Annotated in this window: 19 protein-coding genes; all 19 read left to right on the top strand. The window is 61.6% G+C overall.

What is annotated here, in order from left to right; genetic code table 11:
* Positions 1-69: 69 nt before the first annotated feature.
* Positions 70-1,557: a flavin monoamine oxidase family protein gene (locus BLT65_RS35605; protein ID WP_091787235.1), complete on the top strand. Its 1,488-nt coding sequence runs from the start codon at positions 70-72 to the stop codon at positions 1,555-1,557.
* A complete protein-coding gene (locus BLT65_RS35600; protein WP_091787081.1) occupies positions 1,558-2,238 on the top strand; it encodes a c-type cytochrome in 681 nt (226 codons plus the stop codon).
* A gap of 220 nt (positions 2,239-2,458) precedes the next feature.
* A complete protein-coding gene (locus tag BLT65_RS35595; RefSeq protein ID WP_042305823.1) occupies positions 2,459-3,592 on the top strand; it encodes a saccharopine dehydrogenase family protein in 1,134 nt (377 codons plus the stop codon).
* 58 nt (positions 3,593-3,650) lie between these two features.
* Positions 3,651-5,204 carry an AMP-binding protein gene (locus BLT65_RS35590; RefSeq protein ID WP_091787078.1) on the top strand — a complete coding sequence of 518 codons (1,554 nt, stop codon included), beginning with the start codon at positions 3,651-3,653 and terminating at the stop codon, positions 5,202-5,204.
* 25 nt (positions 5,205-5,229) lie between these two features.
* A complete protein-coding gene (locus BLT65_RS35585; RefSeq protein ID WP_091787075.1) occupies positions 5,230-6,471 on the top strand; it encodes a thiolase family protein in 1,242 nt (413 codons plus the stop codon).
* A gap of 10 nt (positions 6,472-6,481) precedes the next feature.
* Positions 6,482-7,993, top strand: a complete 1,512-nt coding sequence (locus BLT65_RS35580; RefSeq protein WP_425273187.1) for an NAD(P)/FAD-dependent oxidoreductase — start codon at positions 6,482-6,484, stop codon at positions 7,991-7,993.
* Positions 7,994-8,248: 255 nt separating this feature from the next.
* On the top strand, positions 8,249-8,935 hold the full coding sequence (locus tag BLT65_RS35575; RefSeq protein ID WP_042305820.1) for a TetR/AcrR family transcriptional regulator: 687 nt from the start codon (positions 8,249-8,251) through the stop codon (positions 8,933-8,935).
* A 168-nt stretch (positions 8,936-9,103) separates the two neighbouring features.
* Entirely contained in the window at positions 9,104-10,393 is a 1,290-nt protein-coding gene (locus BLT65_RS35570; RefSeq protein WP_042305819.1) for an acyl-CoA dehydrogenase family protein, read from the top strand.
* 135 nt (positions 10,394-10,528) lie between these two features.
* On the top strand, positions 10,529-11,122 hold the full coding sequence (locus BLT65_RS48125) for a DUF4148 domain-containing protein (RefSeq protein WP_244186870.1): 594 nt from the start codon (positions 10,529-10,531) through the stop codon (positions 11,120-11,122).
* Positions 11,007-11,702, top strand: coding sequence for an electron transfer flavoprotein subunit beta/FixA family protein (locus BLT65_RS35560; RefSeq protein ID WP_244186891.1), 696 nt, complete (start codon positions 11,007-11,009; stop codon positions 11,700-11,702). Before BLT65_RS48125 ends, BLT65_RS35560 begins: the two co-directional genes overlap by 116 nt.
* Before the next feature lie 14 nt (positions 11,703-11,716).
* On the top strand, positions 11,717-12,658 hold the full coding sequence (locus tag BLT65_RS35555) for an electron transfer flavoprotein subunit alpha/FixB family protein (protein WP_091787069.1): 942 nt from the start codon (positions 11,717-11,719) through the stop codon (positions 12,656-12,658).
* Between the two features lie 404 nt (positions 12,659-13,062).
* Positions 13,063-14,550 carry a flavin monoamine oxidase family protein gene (locus tag BLT65_RS35550; protein WP_091787066.1) on the top strand — a complete coding sequence of 496 codons (1,488 nt, stop codon included), beginning with the start codon at positions 13,063-13,065 and terminating at the stop codon, positions 14,548-14,550.
* Between the two features lie 10 nt (positions 14,551-14,560).
* Positions 14,561-15,217 carry a c-type cytochrome gene (locus BLT65_RS35545; RefSeq protein ID WP_091787063.1) on the top strand — a complete coding sequence of 219 codons (657 nt, stop codon included), beginning with the start codon at positions 14,561-14,563 and terminating at the stop codon, positions 15,215-15,217.
* A gap of 34 nt (positions 15,218-15,251) precedes the next feature.
* Complete coding sequence (locus BLT65_RS35540) at positions 15,252-15,929, top strand: hypothetical protein (protein WP_091787060.1); 678 nt, start codon at positions 15,252-15,254, stop codon at positions 15,927-15,929.
* 15 nt (positions 15,930-15,944) lie between these two features.
* On the top strand, positions 15,945-16,679 hold the full coding sequence (locus BLT65_RS35535) for a hypothetical protein (RefSeq protein WP_042305814.1): 735 nt from the start codon (positions 15,945-15,947) through the stop codon (positions 16,677-16,679).
* Positions 16,680-16,715: 36 nt separating this feature from the next.
* Positions 16,716-17,012 (top strand): EthD family reductase, encoded by a 297-nt coding sequence (locus BLT65_RS35530; protein WP_042305813.1) that lies wholly within the window; start codon positions 16,716-16,718, stop codon positions 17,010-17,012.
* Positions 17,013-17,102: 90 nt separating this feature from the next.
* Entirely contained in the window at positions 17,103-18,695 is a 1,593-nt protein-coding gene (locus BLT65_RS35525) for a Re/Si-specific NAD(P)(+) transhydrogenase subunit alpha (RefSeq protein ID WP_091787057.1), read from the top strand.
* Between the two features lie 13 nt (positions 18,696-18,708).
* Positions 18,709-20,121 carry a Re/Si-specific NAD(P)(+) transhydrogenase subunit beta gene (gene pntB, locus BLT65_RS35520; protein ID WP_042305811.1) on the top strand — a complete coding sequence of 471 codons (1,413 nt, stop codon included), beginning with the start codon at positions 18,709-18,711 and terminating at the stop codon, positions 20,119-20,121.
* Positions 20,122-20,223: 102 nt separating this feature from the next.
* The gene (locus BLT65_RS35515) at positions 20,224-20,535 is read left to right on the top strand and encodes a high-potential iron-sulfur protein (protein ID WP_091787054.1); all 312 of its coding nucleotides are present in this window, start codon (positions 20,224-20,226) and stop codon (positions 20,533-20,535) included.
* The last annotated feature ends 112 nt before the right edge of the window (positions 20,536-20,647 follow it).

Here is a 20,647-nt window from a genome sequence, read left to right as displayed (position 1 = left end):
TGTTATATCGTTCTCCTTAAGATCGGGGAATTAAAAGGAGAAGCAATGAAACTGAATTGGGCATCAAAGATGGATCGGAAGCGTAAGCCGGATACACAGACCCGGCGCCAGCTTCTACGCATCACGGCGATCAGCGCGGCGTCACTTGCGACCGGCGGTGTGTCGCTGGCACAGACCGCCGCAACGACCGCAACGAAGCCTATGAACGGCGACATTCTGGACGTCGCAATCATCGGCGCGGGTCTTGCCGGATTGACCGCGGGCCGTGACCTCAAACTGGCCGGATGCGATTCGTTCGTCGTGCTCGAGGCGCGCGACCGCGTCGGCGGACGTACGTATAACCATGACCTCGGACACGGCGTCGTTTCCGAAGCCGGAGGGCAGTGGATCGGTCCCGGCCAGACCGCGATCTTCGATCTGGCACGTCAACTTGAGATCGATACGTTTCCGAGCTGGTACGCGGGCAAGACCGTCGTGATGGCGCAGGGCGCTACGGTGACCCAGGATTTTCAAGGGGGCACTGGGGGTGACGACACGATCGGTAACCGGCTTGCCGAACTGTCGCGCGGCGTGCCGTCCGGGGCGCCGTGGAAAGCGCCGCATCTGGCGGAACTGGACAAGCTCTCTTACGGCGAGTGGCTGTTGCAGCAGGGCGTGAAATACGAGGACGGCTACTTTCTCGCGCTAGCCGCGAAGCTGACCACGGGCGGTGCGCCAGCGCAACTGGGTCTGCTGCACTACCTATCGATGATCAACAGTGCAAGCTGCAACTACACGCAACTCGAAGCGTTCAAGGGCGGCGCGCAGGAAACGCGCATCGTCGGCGGCTCGCAGCGTCTGAGTATCAAGATGGCCGAACAAGTCGGCGACAAGGTCAGGCTGTCCTCGCCGGTGCGCAAGATCGCCGGCTGGGATCGCGAGGTTGTCGAACTGCATACCGATCAGGGCGTGGTCAAGGCGCGCCGCGTGATCGTTGCGATAAATCCTGCCCTGTGCAATCAGGTGGTTTTCGATCCGCCGTTGCCCGGCGGCCGGGCGCAACTACAGCAGAACTGGCCCACAAACGCCCCCATGCGCAAGACGGTACACGTCTACGACAAACCGTTCTGGCGCGACGCCGGTTACTGCGGAACGATCTTCCAGGTCGGTGGCCCGGTTTTCATGGCGTACGACAACTCGCCCCCCGATGCGTCGCTCGGCGTGATCGCCGCATTCGTCGCGCCGGGGATGTTGCCCAACGATCCCACGACGGCTGAAAGAACGCTTTCGGCCACGTTTGCGAAGGCATTCGGCGACCGCGCGCTGCATCCGACGCAATTCCACGACTACGACTGGGGCCGGGTCGATCCATGGACCCTGCATTGCATCAATCCCATGCCACCGGGCTTCTGGTCGAAGTGGGGCAAGTATCTGCATCCCGAAGTGGGCCGCCTGATCTGGTCAGGGACCGAAACCGCCGACATCTGGGCCGGCGCGATGGATGGCGCCGTGCGTTCGGGTCACCGCGCAGCCTTGCAGGCGCTGGCCGGTTTCACTCAACGCGGCGAGGTGGCGTGAATGAAACGGGCATGGATCGTAAGCGCAGCCGTCGTGCTGGCAGGCGTCGTGGGTGTAGGAGCGCTCTACGGGCGCGAATACCTCGACGGCATGCATTTCGAAAAATCGATGAGCGAAATCGACAAGACGGAAGTGGTCAACGGCGGCCCCTGGCCGCAGCCGCAGGAGACCTGTGTCTTCTGCCACGGTGCGCACGGCCAGTCCGTCAACGCCTGGTATCCGGCGCTGTCCGGACAACCCGAGGCTTATCTCGTTGCCCAGTTGAACGCGTTTGCCGGAGGGCAACGACCCAACCCCTACATGGGGGCGATTGCGAGGGGGCTTACGGACGAGCAGATCAAGTCGCTGGCTGCTTATTTCGCGCGGCAGACGCCGTCCCAAAGCGAAGCGGTGCATGTCCAGACAGCGCTCGCAAAGCAGGGCATGGCGCTCGTAGCGGCGAAAAGCTGCCAGGCCTGCCACGGGGCTTCGTTCATGGGCCAGGGTGCCGTGCCGCGTCTGGCAGGCCAGGGCGAAGCTTATCTCGCGACGCAGCTTGCTGCGTTCAAGGCGGGCGAACGTCGTGACCCGAGCGGCGCAATGAACGGGATGGCGGCCGCATTGTCCGGCGAAGACATCCACGCGGTAGCCAGCTACCTCGCGGGCCTGAGGCCTGGGGGCAGCCCCGCAGGCGTGCAATAGCCGCATTGGCGTAGGGCGGCAGGAGTCGGGAAGAGACAGGAAATACCCTGTCTTTTTAGCTTTACGTATTTTGTACCATGAACTAAGTTTTGTATTGTGTTCTATAAAATGGACATGCATTATCGCAGTATCGTCCGACGGCGGGGTTCGCCAGCCGCCGAAGACAATCCAGGCATTTAGCCGACTCGACATTCGACCAATCAAGCTTCAGGAGACAAGCATGGCAAAGCATCCCGTCGTCGTTTATGGCGCAAGCGGTTATACCGGCATGTTGATCATGGACTGGCTCATCGACCAGGACATTCCCTTTACGGCGGTCGCACGTAATGCGAAGCGCACGCAGGACATGATGGCGCAGCGTGTCGTGCGCCTCGAATCGGCGAACTACGAAGTCATCGAAGCCGAGCACACCGTGGATTCGCTCGTGAATGCCTTTCGCGGTGCCAAGGTCGTGTGCAACACGGTCGGGCCGTTCTTCAACTTCGGCCTCACCGCTGTGGAAGCGGCGCTCAAGGCTGGCTGCCACTACCTCGACACTACTGGCGAGCAGCACTTTATCCGCCAGGTTCGCGAGCAGTTTGGCGAGCAGTTCCGGCAGGCCGGGCTGCTGGTGTCGCCCTCGAATGCCTACATGTACACATTCGCCGAAATCGCCGCCGAACTGGCACTCGAAACGCCCGGTATAGACGCGCTGGAGACGGCCACGCTCACGCGCGGCCCGCGCGGCGCCGGCGCTGGTGTGAGCGTGGGCTCCACTGCGACCATCTTCGAAGGCTATCGCCAGGAGTCGTCCTATCTGTGGGAAAAGAGGCTGGTGCCGCATGACAGGCACGCATCGTTCAGTGTTGCCTCCCCCGATTTCCTGCAGCCTGTGTTCGCGTTGCCGTGGGGCGGTACGTCGCTGCCGGTGTATTTCGAGCACGATCCGCGCGTGCGCAGCTGCGTTTCCTGCGTAGGCTTCTACGACAACAACGCGATGCAGATGGTGCATGCGCTCGGACAGAAGTGGGATGCCGAGTACGCGCACCTGCCGCGCGAGCAGCAGGATGTGGTGCTCAAGCAGCTCGTCGATTCGACCACGCCGGCCATGCCGCCACGCGAACGCACGTCGCTTCATCGCACGGTTGACTTCGCGATCGGCCGCGGCCAGCTCTCGGCCGTTCGCGCGACCGTGCATGGCATCACGCCATACATCGCGACCGGCGCTATCCAGACGGCCGCAGCCATCAAGCTGCTCGACGGCGAGGCCGCGAAGGTGGGCTTTGCCTCGGGCTCGAAAGCATTCGGGCATCGCTATCTGCTCGGGTTCCTCGAGCAGCGCGGGCTCGCGCGCGCCACTGTCACGCAGCTGTAAGCGCCGCGAGCGCGCAGTTTCGGTACAGATTCAGGACAGATTCAAGGAAACATGGGACATGGCAATCATTGACTTCTTCGACCGCGGTTGGCGCCTCAACCCCAACGGCGTGGCCTACATCCAGGACGAGCGCAGCTATTCGTTCGATGAGGTGCGCACGCTGTCGTGTCGCGTCGCCAACGGCCTGCTCGCCGCCGGCTTCGAAAAGGAAGCGAAGGCAGCGGTCTGGGCCGATAACGACGTCACCGCTTGGACCTGCACGCTGGCGCTGTGGCGCGCGGGCGTGGTATGGATCCCGGTGAACGGGCGCAGCGCACCGCAAGAGAACCAGTACCTCCTCGACGCGTTCGATTGCGAAGCGCTGTTCTTCCATCTGGCGTTCGCGCCGGCGATTGAAGCGCTGCGTCCGAGCCTCCCGAAGGTCAGGCTCTGGATCTGTATCGATGCCGACCTGCCATGGGCGCCGTCGCTCGAGACATGGAGCGCGGCGCAACCAGTGACCGAGCCGCGTGTCGATTACGACATGGACGACATCGTGACACTGTCAGGGACGGGCGGCACGACGGGCTTGCCCAAGGGGGTGATGAACACGCATCGCGCGTTTCAGACCTACTTCGCGCAATTCATGATGGCGTTTCCGTATGGTGTGGAGCGGCCGGTGAATCTTGCCGCGGCGCCCATGACCCATACCGCGGGGATGCTCTCGCTGCCATGCACCGCGCGCGGCGGCACCGTGGTCGTGCTGCCCAAGCCGGAGCCGGGCCTGCTTCTCGCGGCGATCGCGAAGCATCGGGTCACGGAGTTCTTCCTTCCGCCGACGGTCATCTATCGCCTGCTCGATATTCCCGGCATCGCGGCCCAGGATTTTTCGTCACTCAAGTGCTTTTTGTATGGCGCTGCACCGATGTCGGTGGAGAAACTCAAGCGCGCGATCGAGGTGTTCGGGCCCGTCATGGCGGGCGGCTACGGTCAGACGGAAGCTCCAGCGTCGATCTCCTATCTCACTCCGGCCGAGCACTTCGTGGACGGCAAGCTTGCGCCGCAAGAACGGCTCTCCTCGGTTGGCCGCCCCAATCCGCTCGTACGCGTTGAAATCATGAACGATCGCGGGGAGATTCTGCCTCGAGGCTTGACCGGTGAAATCTGCGTGCGCGGCGACCTCGTGATGAAGGGCTACTACAACGCGCCCGACAAGACAGCGGAGACCGTCGTCGATGGATGGCTGCATACGGGCGATATCGGTCATCTCGACTCTGAAGGGTACCTGCACATTACCGACCGCAAGAAGGACATGATCATCAGCGGCGGCTTCAACGTCTATCCGAGCGAGGTCGAGCAGGTCATCTGGGCGCATCCAGCAGTGCAGGATTGCGCGGTGATCGGCGTACCCGACGAAAAGTGGGGCGAAGCCGTGAAGGCAGTGGTGGAGCTCAACGCCGGTCAGAGCGTCAGTGCTGAGGAGCTCGTGGCGTTGTGCAAGGAAAAGCTCGGGTCGGTCAAAGCACCGAAGAGCGTGGACTTCATCCGCGCGTTGCCGCGCAGCCAAGCCGGCAAAGTGCTGAAGAAGGACCTGCGGGAGGAGTACTGGAAAGGCGTAAGCCGCCGGATCTGAGTCAGCCACGCAGGAACAAAACACCATGAGCGATATTTACATTGCCGGCATTGCAATGACCGTGTTCGGCAGGCACTTTGAACGCAACATTGACGATCTCGCGGGCGAAGCACTGCGCGGAGCGTTGAAGGATGCAGGTTGCGACGCCGCGGCGATCGGCGCGGCTTTCTATGCCGGCATCACCAACGGGCCGCTGCAGGGCCAGCTGTCAATTCCGGGGCAGGTCGTGTTCAGCAAGATCGGGATTGACGGCATTCCTGTCTACAACGTGGAAAACGCCTGCGCATCTGGCAGCACAGCGGTGCATCTCGCGGCTCAGTCGCTCAGGTCGGGCGCCTGCGATGTCGCGCTCGCGCTCGGCGCGGAAAAGATGAACGTGCCGGACAAGGCGAAGTCATTCGCCCTGTTCGAGGCGGGCTGGGACGTGTCACGCGTCGACGAGAACTTCGCCAGCCTGATGAAGCTTGGCGAAGGCGTCGAGCCACCGCCCGGATCGGAGTCCGATCGGCCCTATAGCCGCTTCATGTCGGTCTATGCCGCGCTGTGCCGGTATCACATGAAGACATACGGCACCACGCAACGACAGATCGCAGCCGTGTCGTCGAAGAACCATCTGCATTCGGTGCATAACCCATATTCGCAGTTTCGCCAGGCGTTCACGATCGAGGAGGTCCTTGCGGCGCCGCCGATCACCTATCCGATCACGCTGCCCATGTGCGCGCCGGTTTCAGACGGTGCGGCGGCGGCGATCCTGTGTACCGGGGAGGGCTTGCGGCGCATCGGCGCCGACCGCAGCCGCTGCATCCGGGTTGCAGCGAGCGTCGTGCGCAGCTTCACACATCGACGCGTCGACGAGCCGGAGAAGAACATCGGCCGCCTTGCGGCGCTGCAGGCCTACGACCAGGCGAGCGTCGGCCCCGAGGACATGGATGTCGCCGAAGTGCACGACGCGTCGGCGATGGGGGAAATCATCCAGGCCGAAAACCTGCAACTGGTCCCGCCCGGTCAGGGCGGTCCCGCTGCCGAGCGCGGCGAGTTCACCCTCGGCGGGCGCATTCCCATCAATACATCGGGCGGCCTCGAATCGAAGGGGCATCCGCTGGGTGCAACAGGGATCGGTCAGCTCTACGAACTGGTTGCTCAACTGCGTGGAGAAGCGGGCGCGCGCCAGGTGCCGGGTGCGCACCACGCGATTCAGGAAAACGGCGGCGGTTTTCAGGGCATCGAAGAGGCGGTGCTTGCCGTCCACATTCTGAGCAAGACTTGATGGAGCATGCATGAGCGAGACAACGGAAGCACAAGCAGGACAACAGGACGGCTCGCGTTCCGGAGTGAGCCGCCGCACCTTCATCAAGGGTGCGGCGGCAGCGGCCGTGGTGGTGCCGGCGGTGGCGGCTACGCAATGCTCGCGCGTCGAATCGCCCGGCCCTGTGGAGGAGGCCAAAATGTCTGCTGACCTGGAGAAGTACCGTACGCTCGGCGGTTGGGTAGAAAGACCGGGCGACATGCAGCCTGAACTCGCGGACGACGTGAGTGCGGATGTGGTCATCGTCGGCGCCGGCTTTGCGGGGCTTTCGGCTGCACTGGAACTGGTCAGGCACGGAGCGAAAGTGGTCGTGCTCGAGCGCGAATTTGCCGGCTTTGGTGCAAGTGGACGCAACGCGGGCTATCTGGCTGGCGCGCTCGCGCTCGAATACGATCTTTTTCTCAAGAGCGTAGGTAACGAGAAAGGGAAGGAGATCGTCCGCTACTACGAGGACGCCGTTCCCTTCGTAGAGGGGAAGCTCAGAGAGTACGAGATCGACTGCGACTACAACCAGACTGGCATTATCCGTGCGGGCATTGATCCCGCACAGGAGGAGAAGGTGCGCGAGGACATGCGAACCGGCGCCGGGTTGGGCTTTCAGTCGGAGTTTCTCGACCACGCCGAGATGCGTGCGCGTGGCATTCCGCCGGCGTTTTTATTCGGCAATTACGTGCCGCGCGGCGGCACGCTCCACCCCGGCAAATACGTGATGGGGCTCAGGCGCACGGCGTTGCGAGCAGGCGTGAAGATCTACGAGAACACGCCGCTGCTGTCTTACACCGAGGGGCCGGTCATCAAGGTGCAAACCCCGCGCGGCAGCGCGAGCGCGCCGGCGCTGATGCTGGCCACCAACGCCTATACGCCGCAGCTCGGCCTGCTCGCGGACAAGGTTGTACCGCTACGTGTCTCGGCGATCGAGACCGAACCGCTCTCCGACACCCAGCGCAAGGCGTTGGGTTGGCCGCGACGCGAAGGCATCGTGACGGCACACTGGACCATGGAGAGCCATCGCCTGACCGTCAATAACACGCTCGTGGTGACGACGAAGCGTATCCATTACCCATACGGCTCCAAGACGCCGAACGTGCCCGACTATGAGTCGTATCGCGAGCTGCGCACGGCCCTGCATGACCGCTTCCCGTCCCTCAAGGGCATCGCGCTGCGGGCATGCTGGAGTGGCTATATCAGCCTGGCCAATGACGCGCTGCCGGTTGTTGGAGCCACGGGGGCGCATCGGAACATCTTCTACAGTGCCGGGTGCTCCGGACATGGCGTGGCCGCGCAGTCCATGGTGGGCAACATGATTGCCGGGCGGATTCGTGGCATCGAAAATCCGCTCCTTTCGGCGCTCGATCACAAGACGCCATCTACGCTGCCCGAACCGCTGCGATGGTGCGTCGTAAATGCGGCGTTAGGCGTGGTGAACGCGCTCGACGACCGCGTGAACAGCAAGGCGCGCGCCGCGCAAGCGCTGCGAGCGTAACGCGCATCAAGGTATGGGACGGCTCCGGCGAACGTGCCTCGACCATGCAAAATCGGGGCATTGTGCGAGCGGCTCGGTGATCGGCTACTGCGGTTGTAGGTGATGAAGAGCGGGTGCGAACGCTGCAGCAGGCCCGGCCATGCGGATGGAGTTTCAGCCTAGTGTAAGGTATAGTCATGTTTACCTAGGAAGCGGTTCGTGTGACCGCATTGCCTCTACCCGGCGAGGCATCTACCTCACTCAAGGCGGAAAGCGATGACAGTGCCAAAAGAGCCAAGCACCCGTAAGCGGCGCACGTCGAGCGCAGCACCTTCCACGGGAACCGCTCCCGACGGCCTGCGGGCCCAGGGCGTACGTACACGCAATGCCATTATTCGTGTGGCGAGGAAGCTCCTGCTCGAGAATGGTCCCATGGACTTCTCGCTGCGTGCCGTCGCGCTGAAAGCGGGAATCAGTGTCAGCAACCTCCAATACTACTTCCCGACGCGGCCTGACGTCGTGCGGGCGGTGATGGCGCCGGTGATCAACACGTATCTCGATGTTCTGAAACAGGCGCTCCAGAACAACGCCTCGCCGCGTGCGACGATCGAAGCCATTCTCGACCAGTCGGTGCAGGACGCGAAAGACTCGAAGAATATCCCGTTGTGGTGGCATTTCTTTTCTTTTGCGTCTACCGATCCGGAGTGCGCGCAGATGCGGGATGAATGGTACGAAACCTTGACGAACGAACTTACCAAGCTCATTCGCGCTGCGAATCCGGAGCGTGGGGCGGCCGAGAGTACACATATCGCTGTGCTGCTCATTTCGATGGTGGACGGCATGACCATTCATCTGGGCACCGCGCGCAGCAAGCGCGCGTACATGCGAGGGTTTGAGACGATGTTCCTTGAGACCGCGCGTAACCTGGTATGGGGGAAGACGGTGGACGCCGAAACGGCCTAGCAGCCACGGCACTGTGCCGACGAAGAAAAAGGACAGGGGGAATACCCTGTCTTTTTTTTTCACCTCATGTTTTGTATTGTTACCTATGTTTGGTAGTGTGATCTATTAATGAGGCGGCTGGGTTGCTGGGCAGTCCGGTCGACATATGTCCAAGATAGGAGTACTGAAATGATTCGACTGCACAAGTCCGTGGGGTTGCCTCTGGCAGGCTTGACTGGTTTCGAAACGCCGATGGGGGAGGAGGAACGTGCGATCCAGGAGACGGTTCACCGTTTCGCACGCGACGTGCTGAAGCCCGTCGGTCGCGAACTGGACCGCATGACGCCGGAGGAAGTGATCGCGCCTGGCTCGCCGTACTGGGGCGCCATGATGGAGAGTGCAAAGCTGGGCCTCGATCCGCAACTGCTTGCGCAACTTCCGCCAGACATGGCGGTGCGCATCGAATCGCTGATCGGCGAAGAGCTCGGCTGGGGTGATGCGGGGCTTGCCGTTTCGATCGGCGTGGCGCCCGCTCCGTTGATGATGGCACAGTCGATCGGTAATCAGGAACTGATCGACATGTGCACCGGCAAAATTGGTTGCTGGATGAATACGCAGCCCGACCGCGGCACCGATGCCGCGATTCTCTACCGCGATGAGATCAGCGCGGGCGGCAAACAGCCGGTGGGTAATCTCACGGCGAAGGTGGGCACAGACGAAATCGTCATCAACGGGCAGAGTTCGGCGTGGATCTCGAACGGCTCGGTCGCGCAGGTGGCGCTCGCGTACATGGCGGCGGACTATGGCGATGGCTTTTATGGCACCGGGGAACGAAGTTCGTTTGCGAACGGCATCGGGATGATCGTTCCGCTCGATCTGCCGGGTGTCTCGCGCGGCAAGCCGCTCGACAAGATTGGCCAGCGCTCGCTTCCACAGGGCGAGATCTACTTCGACAACGTGAAGGTGCCCAAGCGTTTTGCCATTGCGCTAGAGGACGATTATCTCGGCAATCTGGCATCGACCTGGTCGTTCGCGGGCACACACATGTGCCAGGTGTTCGTGGGCGTAGCCCGCGCTGCGTTCGAACTCGCGCTGGGTTATTGCCACGAGCGCAAGCAAGGCGGGGCGCTGTTGATCGATCACCAGATGACGCAACTGCGCGTGGGCGATATGTTGCGGCGGCTGGAGATGGCGCGTGCGATTGCGCGACGCAGCCTCGCATTCTCACGTCTGTCTCCAAAGAGCCATCCATACGCTACGGCACAGGCCAAGGTCAGCGTAACTGAAGAAGCGATGAAGATCACGCACGAGGCGTTCCAGCTCTTCGGCGGCAACGGTACCACCCGCGAATTCCCGATCGAGAAGCTGTTCCGTGATGTGCGCTCCGCACTGATCGAAGACGGCGAGAACTATCACCTCACGTTGCGTTTGGGCGTGCTGGCAGGGAAGCTCTATCAGAACGGGTGGACGAAAGAGTAACCAGCCCGTCGACGCCGATATATTGGCCTGGCGTTGGGGCTCCATGGTACCCGAAGGAAGCAGTCGAATAGCAGCTACTGTGCGTGCAGTGCCGCTAATCTGGGTTCGAATCCATTTGTCTATCAGGAGTGCGACATGAAAGCTGCTGCGATATCGAACCTTTCGGCACTCGCGGTTGTGCTGACGTCCATCGCCGTTTCTGCTCACACGGGCGGCGGCGGCATTCGCCCGCAGGAACAATCGACTCCGCAATTCGTGTCCGTTTCAAGTGGAGTGCCCGACGATTCGAGTGCGCAGACCGATGCGGCTCGTGCAGACGGGCGCCCGGGCACGGAAGTCAGCCCGGCGCTGGGTAAGACCCGGGCACAAGTCCGGGCCGAACTCGTGCAGGCCGGGGAGGAGGGCATGCTTCCGCCACGCTGGGTTGATTATCCGCCCAGTGCGGCAACGAGCGCGCGCAATCGGGAAACTTTATCCGCGTGGAACAAGTGGGGAAGGCGAAAGCGATCATTCCGCCGACGAGCGCAAATAGCACAAATGGATCGAACGAGGAGCAGCAATGAAATTGTTGGTCGCTGTAAAGCGGGTCGTGGATGCCAACGTCAAGGTCAGTGTGAAATCCGATGGAGCGGGCGTCGATATCGCCAACGTGAAGATGTCGATAAATCCGTTCGACGAGATCGCCGTGGAGGAATCGGTGCGGTTGAAGGAGGCAGGCGTGGTCACTGAGGTGATCGCAGTTTCGTGTGGCGTTCCGCAGGCGCAGGAAACGTTGCGTACTGCGCTCGCGATCGGCGCAGATCGCGCGGTGCTCGTGGAGTCCGCAGTTGAGTTACAGCCTTTGGCTGTCGCGAAGCTCCTGAAGGCGCTGGTCGACAAGGAACAGCCGCAGCTCGTGATCCTCGGCAAGCAGGCCATCGACGACGATTCGAACCAGACCGGCCAGATGCTCGCCGCGCTGGCGAACCTGCCGCAAGCGACGTTTGCCTCGAAGGTTGTGGTCGCGGACGGCAAGGCTACCGTGTCGCGTGAAGTGGACGGCGGCGCGGAAACGCTGTCGCTGACGCTGCCTGCCGTGGTCACGACGGACTTGCGCCTGAACGAGCCGCGCTACGTCACGCTGCCGAACATCATGAAGGCGAAGAAGAAGCCGCTCGAAACCGTGAAGCCGGAAGACCTGGGCGTTGACGTCACGCCGCGTCTGAAGACGCTGAAGGTCGCCGAGCCGCCCAAGCGTTCGGCAGGCGTGAAGGTGCCGGACGTGAAGACGCTGGTCGAGAAGCTGAAGACGAAAGCCAGGGTGCTGTAAGGAGCGAGACGAAAATGACAAATCCGGTGAATCTGGTAATTGCTGAACACGACAATCACTCGATCAAGGCCGCGACGCTAAACACGGTCGCTGCAGCACAGAAAATTGGCGGCGACGTTCACGTGCTGGTCGCGGGCCACAACGCCCAGGCCGCAGCGGACGCAGCAGCAAAGATCGCCGGCGTTGCGAAGGTGCTGCTCGCCGACGCGCCGCAACTCGAACAGGGTCTTGCAGAGAACGTTGAAGCGACGGTGCTGAGCATCGCGAAGAACTATTCGCACATCCTGGCTGCGGCAACGGCAGCGGGCAGAAACGTCACGCCGCGCATTGCCGCGAAGCTCGACGTTGCACAGATCAGCGACATTACCGCCGTGGATGCGCCCGATACGTTCGAGCGTCCGATCTACGCCGGCAATGTGATCGCAACGGTTCAGTCGTCCGATCCGGTCAAGGTCATCACAGTCCGCACGACCGCTTTCGACGCCGTAGCAGCCGAAGGCGCCAGCGCAGCGGTCGAGAAGCTCGAAGCGGCAGCAGACAGCGGCCTCACGCAGTTCGTCGGCCGTGAAGTGACGAAGCTCGACCGTCCGGAACTCACGAGCGCGAAGATCATCGTCTCGGGTGGCCGGGGTCTGGGCAGCGGCGAGAACTACACGAAGGTGCTGGAGCCGCTCGCCGACAAGCTCAATGCCGCGCTCGGCGCCTCGCGCGCAGCAGTCGACGCTGGCTACGTGCCGAACGACTACCAGGTCGGTCAGACCGGCAAGATCGTCGCGCCGCAACTGTATGTGGCAGTCGGCATCTCGGGCGCGATCCAGCATCTGGCCGGCATGAAGGACTCGAAGGTCATCGTCGCGATCAACAAGGACGAAGATGCACCGATCTTCAGCGTGGCCGACTACGGCCTCGTGGGCGACCTGTTTACTGTCGTGCCGGAACTGGCGTCGTCAATCTGAACGCATAACCTGGAGTTGCGCCTGTGATGTCCGGGCGGATGCCGGGCTAATCCTGCTCACTTGGGCGGATCGTCAGAATCCCTACATGGCGTGGCGCTTTGGCGCTCAGCCAGGCGTCGGAAAGTGGAATGTCGCGGCATCTTTTGAGATACAGGGGAATACCCTGCATTTTTTTCGATCACTATATTGGTATGTTGACCTATCTTTGTCTATATGAACTAATACGGGGTCGCTGAAACATCGGATCGCACGGGTCTCGGGCCTGGCGCGCGAACGATTCTTAAGGGATTTCAAAGAAGTTGCACAGCACGGTGTATCGACCGGATATGGAGACTGGCGCCTGAGCGCAGCGGTTTCGGTGACCCGCTCAGAGCGGGAGCCTTCATCAAGTAGACAGAGGCACTATGGCAAAAAAATCTTCCCCAGACGGCGCTGCAAACCTGCAGCGCAGGCAATGGCTCAAATATGCCGGTGCCTCGGCAGCTGCCGTGGGTACGCTCGCCATGAGCACCCAACGGGCGTATGCCGCAGTCACCAAGGCCGCGCCAGGCGCGGACGGCATTCTCGACGTCGCTATCGTAGGAGCGGGGCTGGCCGGACTGACCGCCGCGCGCGACCTGCGCCACGCGGGCTGCGAGTCCTTTCTGGTGCTTGAGGCCCGGGACCGCGTGGGTGGGCGAACGTTCAACTACAACATCCCCGGCGGGTACGTTTCGGAAGTCGGCGGGCAATGGATCGGGCCCGGCCAGACCGCCGTTGCGGATCTCGCGCGCGAGCTGGGCGTCGGGACTTTCCCGACCTACTACGACGGGAGTACGGTCATTCTGGGCGGCAACGGCCGCGTGGCAGTCGATCTGAAGGGCACGTTCGGCACTGACGAGGCGATTGGCGCCAAACTCAGCAGACTCTCGCGCGACGTGCCTTGTGGCGCACCGTGGACGTCCCCGAAGGTCGCTGAACTGGACAAGCTCTCGGTCGGTGACTGGCTGGAAAAGCAGAATATCAAGCCTGAAGATCAGGTCGCATGGAATGGCAGCATCACGCTTTCGGGCGGCGCGGCGCCGGCGAAGATGGGGTTGCTGCACTTCCTTTCGATGGTCAATTCGGCGGATTGCGATTATTCGCAACTCGACAGCATCAAGCACAGCGCCCAGGAAACCCGCTTCATCGGCGGCTCGCAAATCCTCAGCATCAAGATGGCCCAGCAACTGGGCGATAAGGTCCGCCTGTCTTCTCCAGTCCGCCAGATTTCCGGATGGGACGGCGACGTCGTCACCCTGCATACCGACCATGAAGAAGTGCGGGCACGGACCGTCATCATGGCCATCCATCCGGCATTGTGTCATCAGGTGCAGTTCGATCCGCCACTGCCGGAAAAGCGTGCGGCCCTGCAGCGCGCCTGGCCCGCGAATTCCCCGGCACGGAAGACGGCCATGGTCTATCGCCGTCCGTTCTGGCGCGACAAGGGCATGAACGGGAGCATCTTCCAGGTCAATGGTCCCATTCTCTGGGCCTACGACAATTCTCCGCCCGCTGGGGAGATCGGGGTTATCAACGCATTCATCGAGAATGCAATGGTCCCGTCTGAGCGGGACGCGGCAATGGCCATGCATAAGCAATTCTATGCGCAGGCATGGGGCGATGAAGCGCTGTCTCCCATCTCTTATCACGATCAGGACTGGGGACGGGTCGATCGCTGGACCTTGACCTGCGTTTCCGCCATTCCGCCCGGCTTCTGGAGCGCTCACGGCGAGGCGCTGCGCCCCTCGTGCGGCAAGCTGATCTGGTCGGGGACGGAGACTGCGAATATCTGGGCCGGGTACATGGATGGCGCCGTGCGCTCCGGCCATCAGGGCGCGCTTCAGGCGCTCAATGCGCTGCACCGGGCGTAGGAGGGTTACGATGAAGAAAACACTATTGATTGGCATTCCTCTGGTTATTGCCCTGCTGCTGGCCATTTTCGGTTCCGATCTGCTGGGTCTTTATCGGCTTCAGCAGTATCTCACGGCATCGACCACGGCTTACCTTGCTGACGGCGGCCCCTGGCCGCACGTGACCGACGTCTGCATGGGCTGCCACGGCGTCAAGGGCAATTCACTCCATCAGGGGTATCCGAGTCTCGCCGGGCAGCCGGCACCCTATCTGGAGACCCAGCTCCACAATTTCGCGAGTGAGGCGCGCCGTAATCCGAACATGAGGCCCCTCGCGATGACGATGAGCGATCCGCAGATCAAATCGCTGGCTGAATATTTTGCCAGTGTGACCCCGGTCGCGAATCACTACTTCAAGCCGGATGGGCAATTGCGCGAGAAGGGACAGCGTCTGGTGGCAGCGAGCAACTGTGTCGCCTGTCACGGTGCCCAATTGATGGGCCACGACCAGTTTCCGCGTTTGGCGGGGCAGGGATACGACTATCTGCTCGCGCAGTTCGACGAGTTCGCATCCGGCACTCGCAGCGAACCCACAGGCGTCATGAAAAACCTTGCGACCGGTTTTTCGCCCGAAGACCGCAAGGCTATTGCCACCTATCTGGCAAACCTTGACCCGAAGAGAAATTGATCAATCAGATGCAACCGGAGTTGGGAGTTTAGTCATGGACCTCAGATCTGTAGTTCTTATGCTTTCCAGTACCTTGCTGGCATTAAGCTCATTTTTCTACGGCTGGAAGGTCGTCAGGAAACGAAATTATCTTCTCGGCCTGGAGATGTGGATCGTCGGCGCATCGGCAACGAACGCCATCGGATTTTTTGCTACCGGAAATGCCGTTTCCTATGAAGTAGCGCACTTCTTCGATGCATTTTCTCGAGGATTCGGCATACCCATCATCGCCGTCGCGGGTCTGATGGCGATTACGCACGGCTACAAGCCGTCGATTCGCCAAGACGTCGCGGTATTCGTCGTCGCGTTTGCGCTTACGTTCGCTCTCGTGGGAGCGGAATTCATCGCTGGGGTTTTGCCTTACTTCTATCTGACGATGTGGATTCTGCTGTCGATCTATCTCGTGTACTTCATCAAAAGACTTCTGGAAATTGGCGAGATGCTCCGTGCGCTGGCCGTGGGGGTGGCTCTGGTAACGTCACTGGGCATTGCGGTCATTTACGATTCTTACAAAATACCGGGCGAAGAAACAAACGTTTTTTTCAACTTCTACACGCTTGCCTTGTGCTCATGGGCCTACTTCATGCCGGCGATCTATTACGGCTATTGCGCTCTGGAGCGCGCAAAAAATGGCAGAGTCGTGCTGAACTCGCCCACGCCTTACCGAACCTGACCTTCCTGGAGATCAATGATGAATCAAACCTCGCATAGGGTCATGCGCTTCACGGCCTGGAGCGCCATCATCGGCGGCGTTCTGGCGTACGCAAATGTGGGCTTGTCATTTGTGGTAACGGGCCAGGATGCGGATATGGTGCTGCACGGTGCATCGATGCTCGCGTTGTCGCCCGATACCCGCGACGTGTTTCGCTGGTGCATGGTTGCAGACACGTTCGGGTTCTATCTGCCCTTCCTCGTCATTGGCGGATACTTTGTGCACGTATTTCGCGAAGAGCTGGGTGCGCTCGGCAACATGGTGGCGATGGCCGTCGTGTTGTACGTCATGGTTGGCATGACCGGCGCTGTCGTGCAGTTTGCGATCCTTCATCCGCTGGCCCATCTCTACGCGGGCGGCGACGATGCCACGAGAAACGCCGCGGCGGCAGTATGGACTGCGATAGCCAACGGGACGCAAAACGGCCTCTGGTGGATTGAGGGCCCGCTCGTGCTCTTCTGGACGCCGATTGCCGCCAACGTGCTCAAGAAGGAGGGCTGGAAGGGATCGATTCTGCTGAAGATCGTCGGATGGGCTTTCGGGGTCTTCTTCCTGTTCGGCTTGTTTCCGGATCTCGACGCGTTTTCGAATGCCAGCGAGATGGTCGTCGTGCTGGTTCTGCCGCTATGGATGTTGTTGTTCGGATGGCAGATGCTGCGGCGCGCGCGAGCGTTGCCGGCACCATTGCAAGGCGCCGGCGCATCCACGTAACGCAACTCTCAAACGCATCTCAACACGGGACTGAATATGACTACCCTTATCGTGAGTTACCCAAGCACAGAAGGCGGGATGTTTGACCGCGAGTACTACCTTTCGACTCACGCTCCACTTGTCCGCTCAGCGTGGAGTGAGTTTGGTCTGCAATCAGCCGAAGTCCTGTTCCCATCACCAGATCCGCAACCCTTCGCATGCATAGCGATACTGCGTTTCAGCGATCAGGTCGGGATCAATATGGCCCTTTCGTCGGCGAAAACTGCTGAGGTCATTGGCGACGTGAAGAACTTCACCAATATCACACCGACGATGTTCTGCGCGGACGACTGACTGATTGCGCGGCTGGCGTGACTTCGCCATTGCCGTCAGGCCTGCAATCCTTGCGACAACCGATACCAGTGTGACGAATCAACTTGCCCTATGACATTACTGATTGGCATTCCTCTGGAACTTGCCACCGGCGAGCGGCGCGTAGCGACCGTACCCGAGGTGGTCGAGAAACTGATCAAGCTCGGATTCATGGTGGCCGTGCAAAGCAGCGCAGGCGCCGCGGCGAACTTTGACGATGACGCCTACCGTGCGGCCGGTGCCGAGGTCATGGCATCGGCTTCCGAACTCTGGGCTTGCAGCGACATCGTCCTCAAGGTTCGCGCTCCGAGCAGCGACGAAGTCGCGTCGATGCGCGAGGGCGGCATGCTGATTGGCTTTGTTTGGCCTGCCCAGAACCCCGAGCTGATGCAGCAACTGGCCGCGAAACGGGCCACGGTACTGGCCATCGACGCGCTGCCGCGCACGCTCTCTCGCGCGCAGAAGATGGACGCGCTCACCTCGATGGCCGGCATCAGCGGCTATCGCGCGGTGATCGAGGCCGCGCATGCGTTCGGCCGCTTCCTGAACGGTCAGGTCACCGCCGCCGGCAAGGTCCCGCCTGCGAAGGTCTTCGTCGCCGGCGCGGGCGTAGCGGGCCTGGCCGCGATCGGCACCGCGGCTAGTCTCGGCGCGAGCGTGCGCGCCAACGACACGCGCGCCGAGGTGGCCGACCAGGTCAAGTCCCTGGGGAGCGAATTCGTCAAGGTGGACTACGACGAGGAAGGCTCGGGCGGCGGCGGCTACGCCAGGGTCATGAGCGAGGGCTTCCAGCAGGCGCAGCGGGCGATGTACGCGCAGGAGGCGAGAGACGCGGACATCATCATCACCACGGCGCTGATTCCCGGCAAGCCGGCTCCGAAGCTCATCACGGCCGAAATGGTGCGGTCGATGAAGCCTGGCAGCGTCATCGTGGATATGGCGGCCGAGCAAGGCGGCAACTGCGAGTTGACCGTGCCCGGAGAAGCGGTGGTGCGCGACGGCGTGACCATCGTCGGCTACATCGAACTTGCTTCGCGTCTGGCGCGGCAGTCGTCCATGTTGTATGGCAACAACCTGCTGCGCGTGGTCGAGGAACTGTGCAAGACCAAGGACGGCACGATCAACGTCGATTTCGATGACGACGCCATCCGCGGTCTCACGGTCATCAAGGAAGGCAGCATTACCTGGCCGCCGCCGCCGCTCAGGCAGCCGGCCGTAGCACCCGCACCCCAGCCCGCCGCTGCTGCGGCGGCAGTCGCTCCGAGGAAGGGCCACGGCAGCAGCGAGCCGATGTCGGCGAAGTCGCTGGCCTTCGCCTTCGGCATCGGGGCGCTGGCCTTCCTGATGGTGGGGCTGTACGCGCCGGCCACGTTCCTCTCGCACTTCACGGTGTTCGTGCTGGCCTGCTTCGTGGGCTACATGGTGATCTGGAACGTCACACCGTCGCTGCACACGCCGCTGATGAGCGTGACCAACGCGATCTCGTCAATCATCGTCATCGGTGCGCTGGTGCAGGTCGCGCCGCCGCTGGGCGGCTCCGCGGCGGGTGACCGGCCATCGGGGCTGATCCTGGGCCTCGCCGTGGGCGCGTTGGCACTCACGGCCGTCAACATGTTCGGCGGCTTCGCAGTGACGCGGCGCATGCTGGCGATGTTCCGCAAATAAGGGGATGACAACAATGACTTCCAACCTGACTACCGTCTCCTATATCGGCGCGGCGATGCTCTTCATCCTTAGCCTTGGCGGCCTCGCTAATCCTGAGACCGCGCGCCGCGGCAATCTGCTCGGCATGGTCGGTATGACTGTTGCCGTGCTGGCGACCGTACTCGGGCCGCGCGTTTCATTTGGGGGCATTCCGTATATCGTCGGCGCGCTGGTCGTTGGCGGCGCTGTCGGGATTGTCGCTGCGAGAAAGGTACAGATGACGCAGATGCCTGAGCTCGTGGCGCTGATGCACAGCCTGGTCGGAATGGCGGCCTGCTTCGTGGGCTTTGCAAGCTACGTCGACACCTCGGTCCACTTCACCGGGTCCGAGAAGGCCCTCCACGAAGTCGAAATTTACATCGGCATTCTGATCGGTGCGGTGACATTCGCGGGCTCGATCATCGCGTTCGGCAAGCTCTCGGGCAAGGTCGGCGGCAAGCCGCTGTTGCTGCCGGCGCGGCACTGGCTCAACCTGGCAGCACTGTTGGTGGTGATCGTGTCCGGCCGGGCATTCCTTCATGCGGGCAGCATCCAGGATGGCATGACGCCGCTCGTCGTGATGACAGCGATCTCACTGCTGTTCGGCGTGCACATGGTGATGGCCATCGGTGGTGCCGATATGCCCGTGGTGGTGTCGATGCTCAACAGCTACTCGGGCTGGGCGGCGGCGGCCACCGGCTTCATGCTCGGCAACGACCTGCTGATCGTGATCGGCGCGCTGGTGGGCTCGTCGGGCGCGATTCTCTCGTACATCATGTGCCGCGCGATGAACCGCAACTTCATTAACGTGATCGCCGGCGGATTCGGTACCGCCAGCGGCGCGCACGCAGCGGTCGGCGGCGGCGCGCAGCCGGCCGGTGAGGTAGTGGCGGTGAACTCCGCCGAAACCGCCGAGCTGCTGCGCGACGCGAAGAGCGTGATCATCGTGCCCGGCTACGGCATGGCCGTGGCGCAGGCCCAGCACACGGTGTACGAACTCACCAGTGTGCTGCGCGAAAAGGGCGTAGACGTGCGCTTCGCGATTCACCCGGTGGCCGGCCGCATGCCGGGCCATATGAACGTGCTGTTGGCCGAAGCGAAGGTGCCCTACAACATCGTGCTGGAGATGGACGAAATCAACGCCGATTTCGCCGAGGCGGACGTTTCGATGGTCATCGGCGCGAACGACATTGTGAACCCCGCGGCGCAGGAGGATCCGGCGAGCCCGATCGCCGGTATGCCGGTACTGGAGGTCTGGAAGGCGAAGACGTCGATCGTGATGAAGCGCAGCATGGCCTCCGGATATGCTGGCGTGGAAAACCCGCTCTTCTACAGGGACAACAACCGCATGTTGTTCGGCGATGCGAAGGCGATGTTGCGCGAGATCTTTGCGGCGCTGAAAGCCTGAACACGGTGACGCGCTCGACAACTACGGTTACTTCATAAGCCATTCGTATTTATATTACTCTGCCTTACCGGCACGCCAATCCCACAAAAAAGGATTACTTATATGCAAAAGTCCCGCCGTATATTTATGATCGCGACCGCCGGTGTGGCTTCGAGTCTGGCGCTCACGCGTCTTGCATTCGCCGATTCTCCGAAAGAGTCCGACACCGACGCTACGGCGCAGGCACTCGGCTACAAATCCGATGCAACCAAAGTTGACAAAGCGAAATACGCGAAGTATGCCGCTGGCCAGGTTTGCGGCAACTGCACGTTCTATCAGGGCAAGCCAGGCGACGCGTTCGCGCCTTGCCCGATGTTCGGGGGAAAGCAGGTCGCAGGCAAGGGCTGGTGCAGCGCGTATAGCAAGAAAGCCTGAAGCAATGGCGCGTGTCGACGATATCTGAAGCATCAGTGAGCGACCGGCGGTCAAAAGCGGGCAGCCGATAAGACATTATATTTCGCAATCCAAATATAAGAAGGCTGGCTGT

The sequence above is a fragment of the Paraburkholderia steynii genome (assembly GCF_900100565.1).
In the GTDB taxonomy this organism is placed as follows: Bacteria; Pseudomonadota; Gammaproteobacteria; order Burkholderiales; family Burkholderiaceae; genus Paraburkholderia; species Paraburkholderia terrae.
Note: the sequence above shows the minus strand (reverse complement) of the source record. Positions and strands in the feature narration are given on the sequence as shown.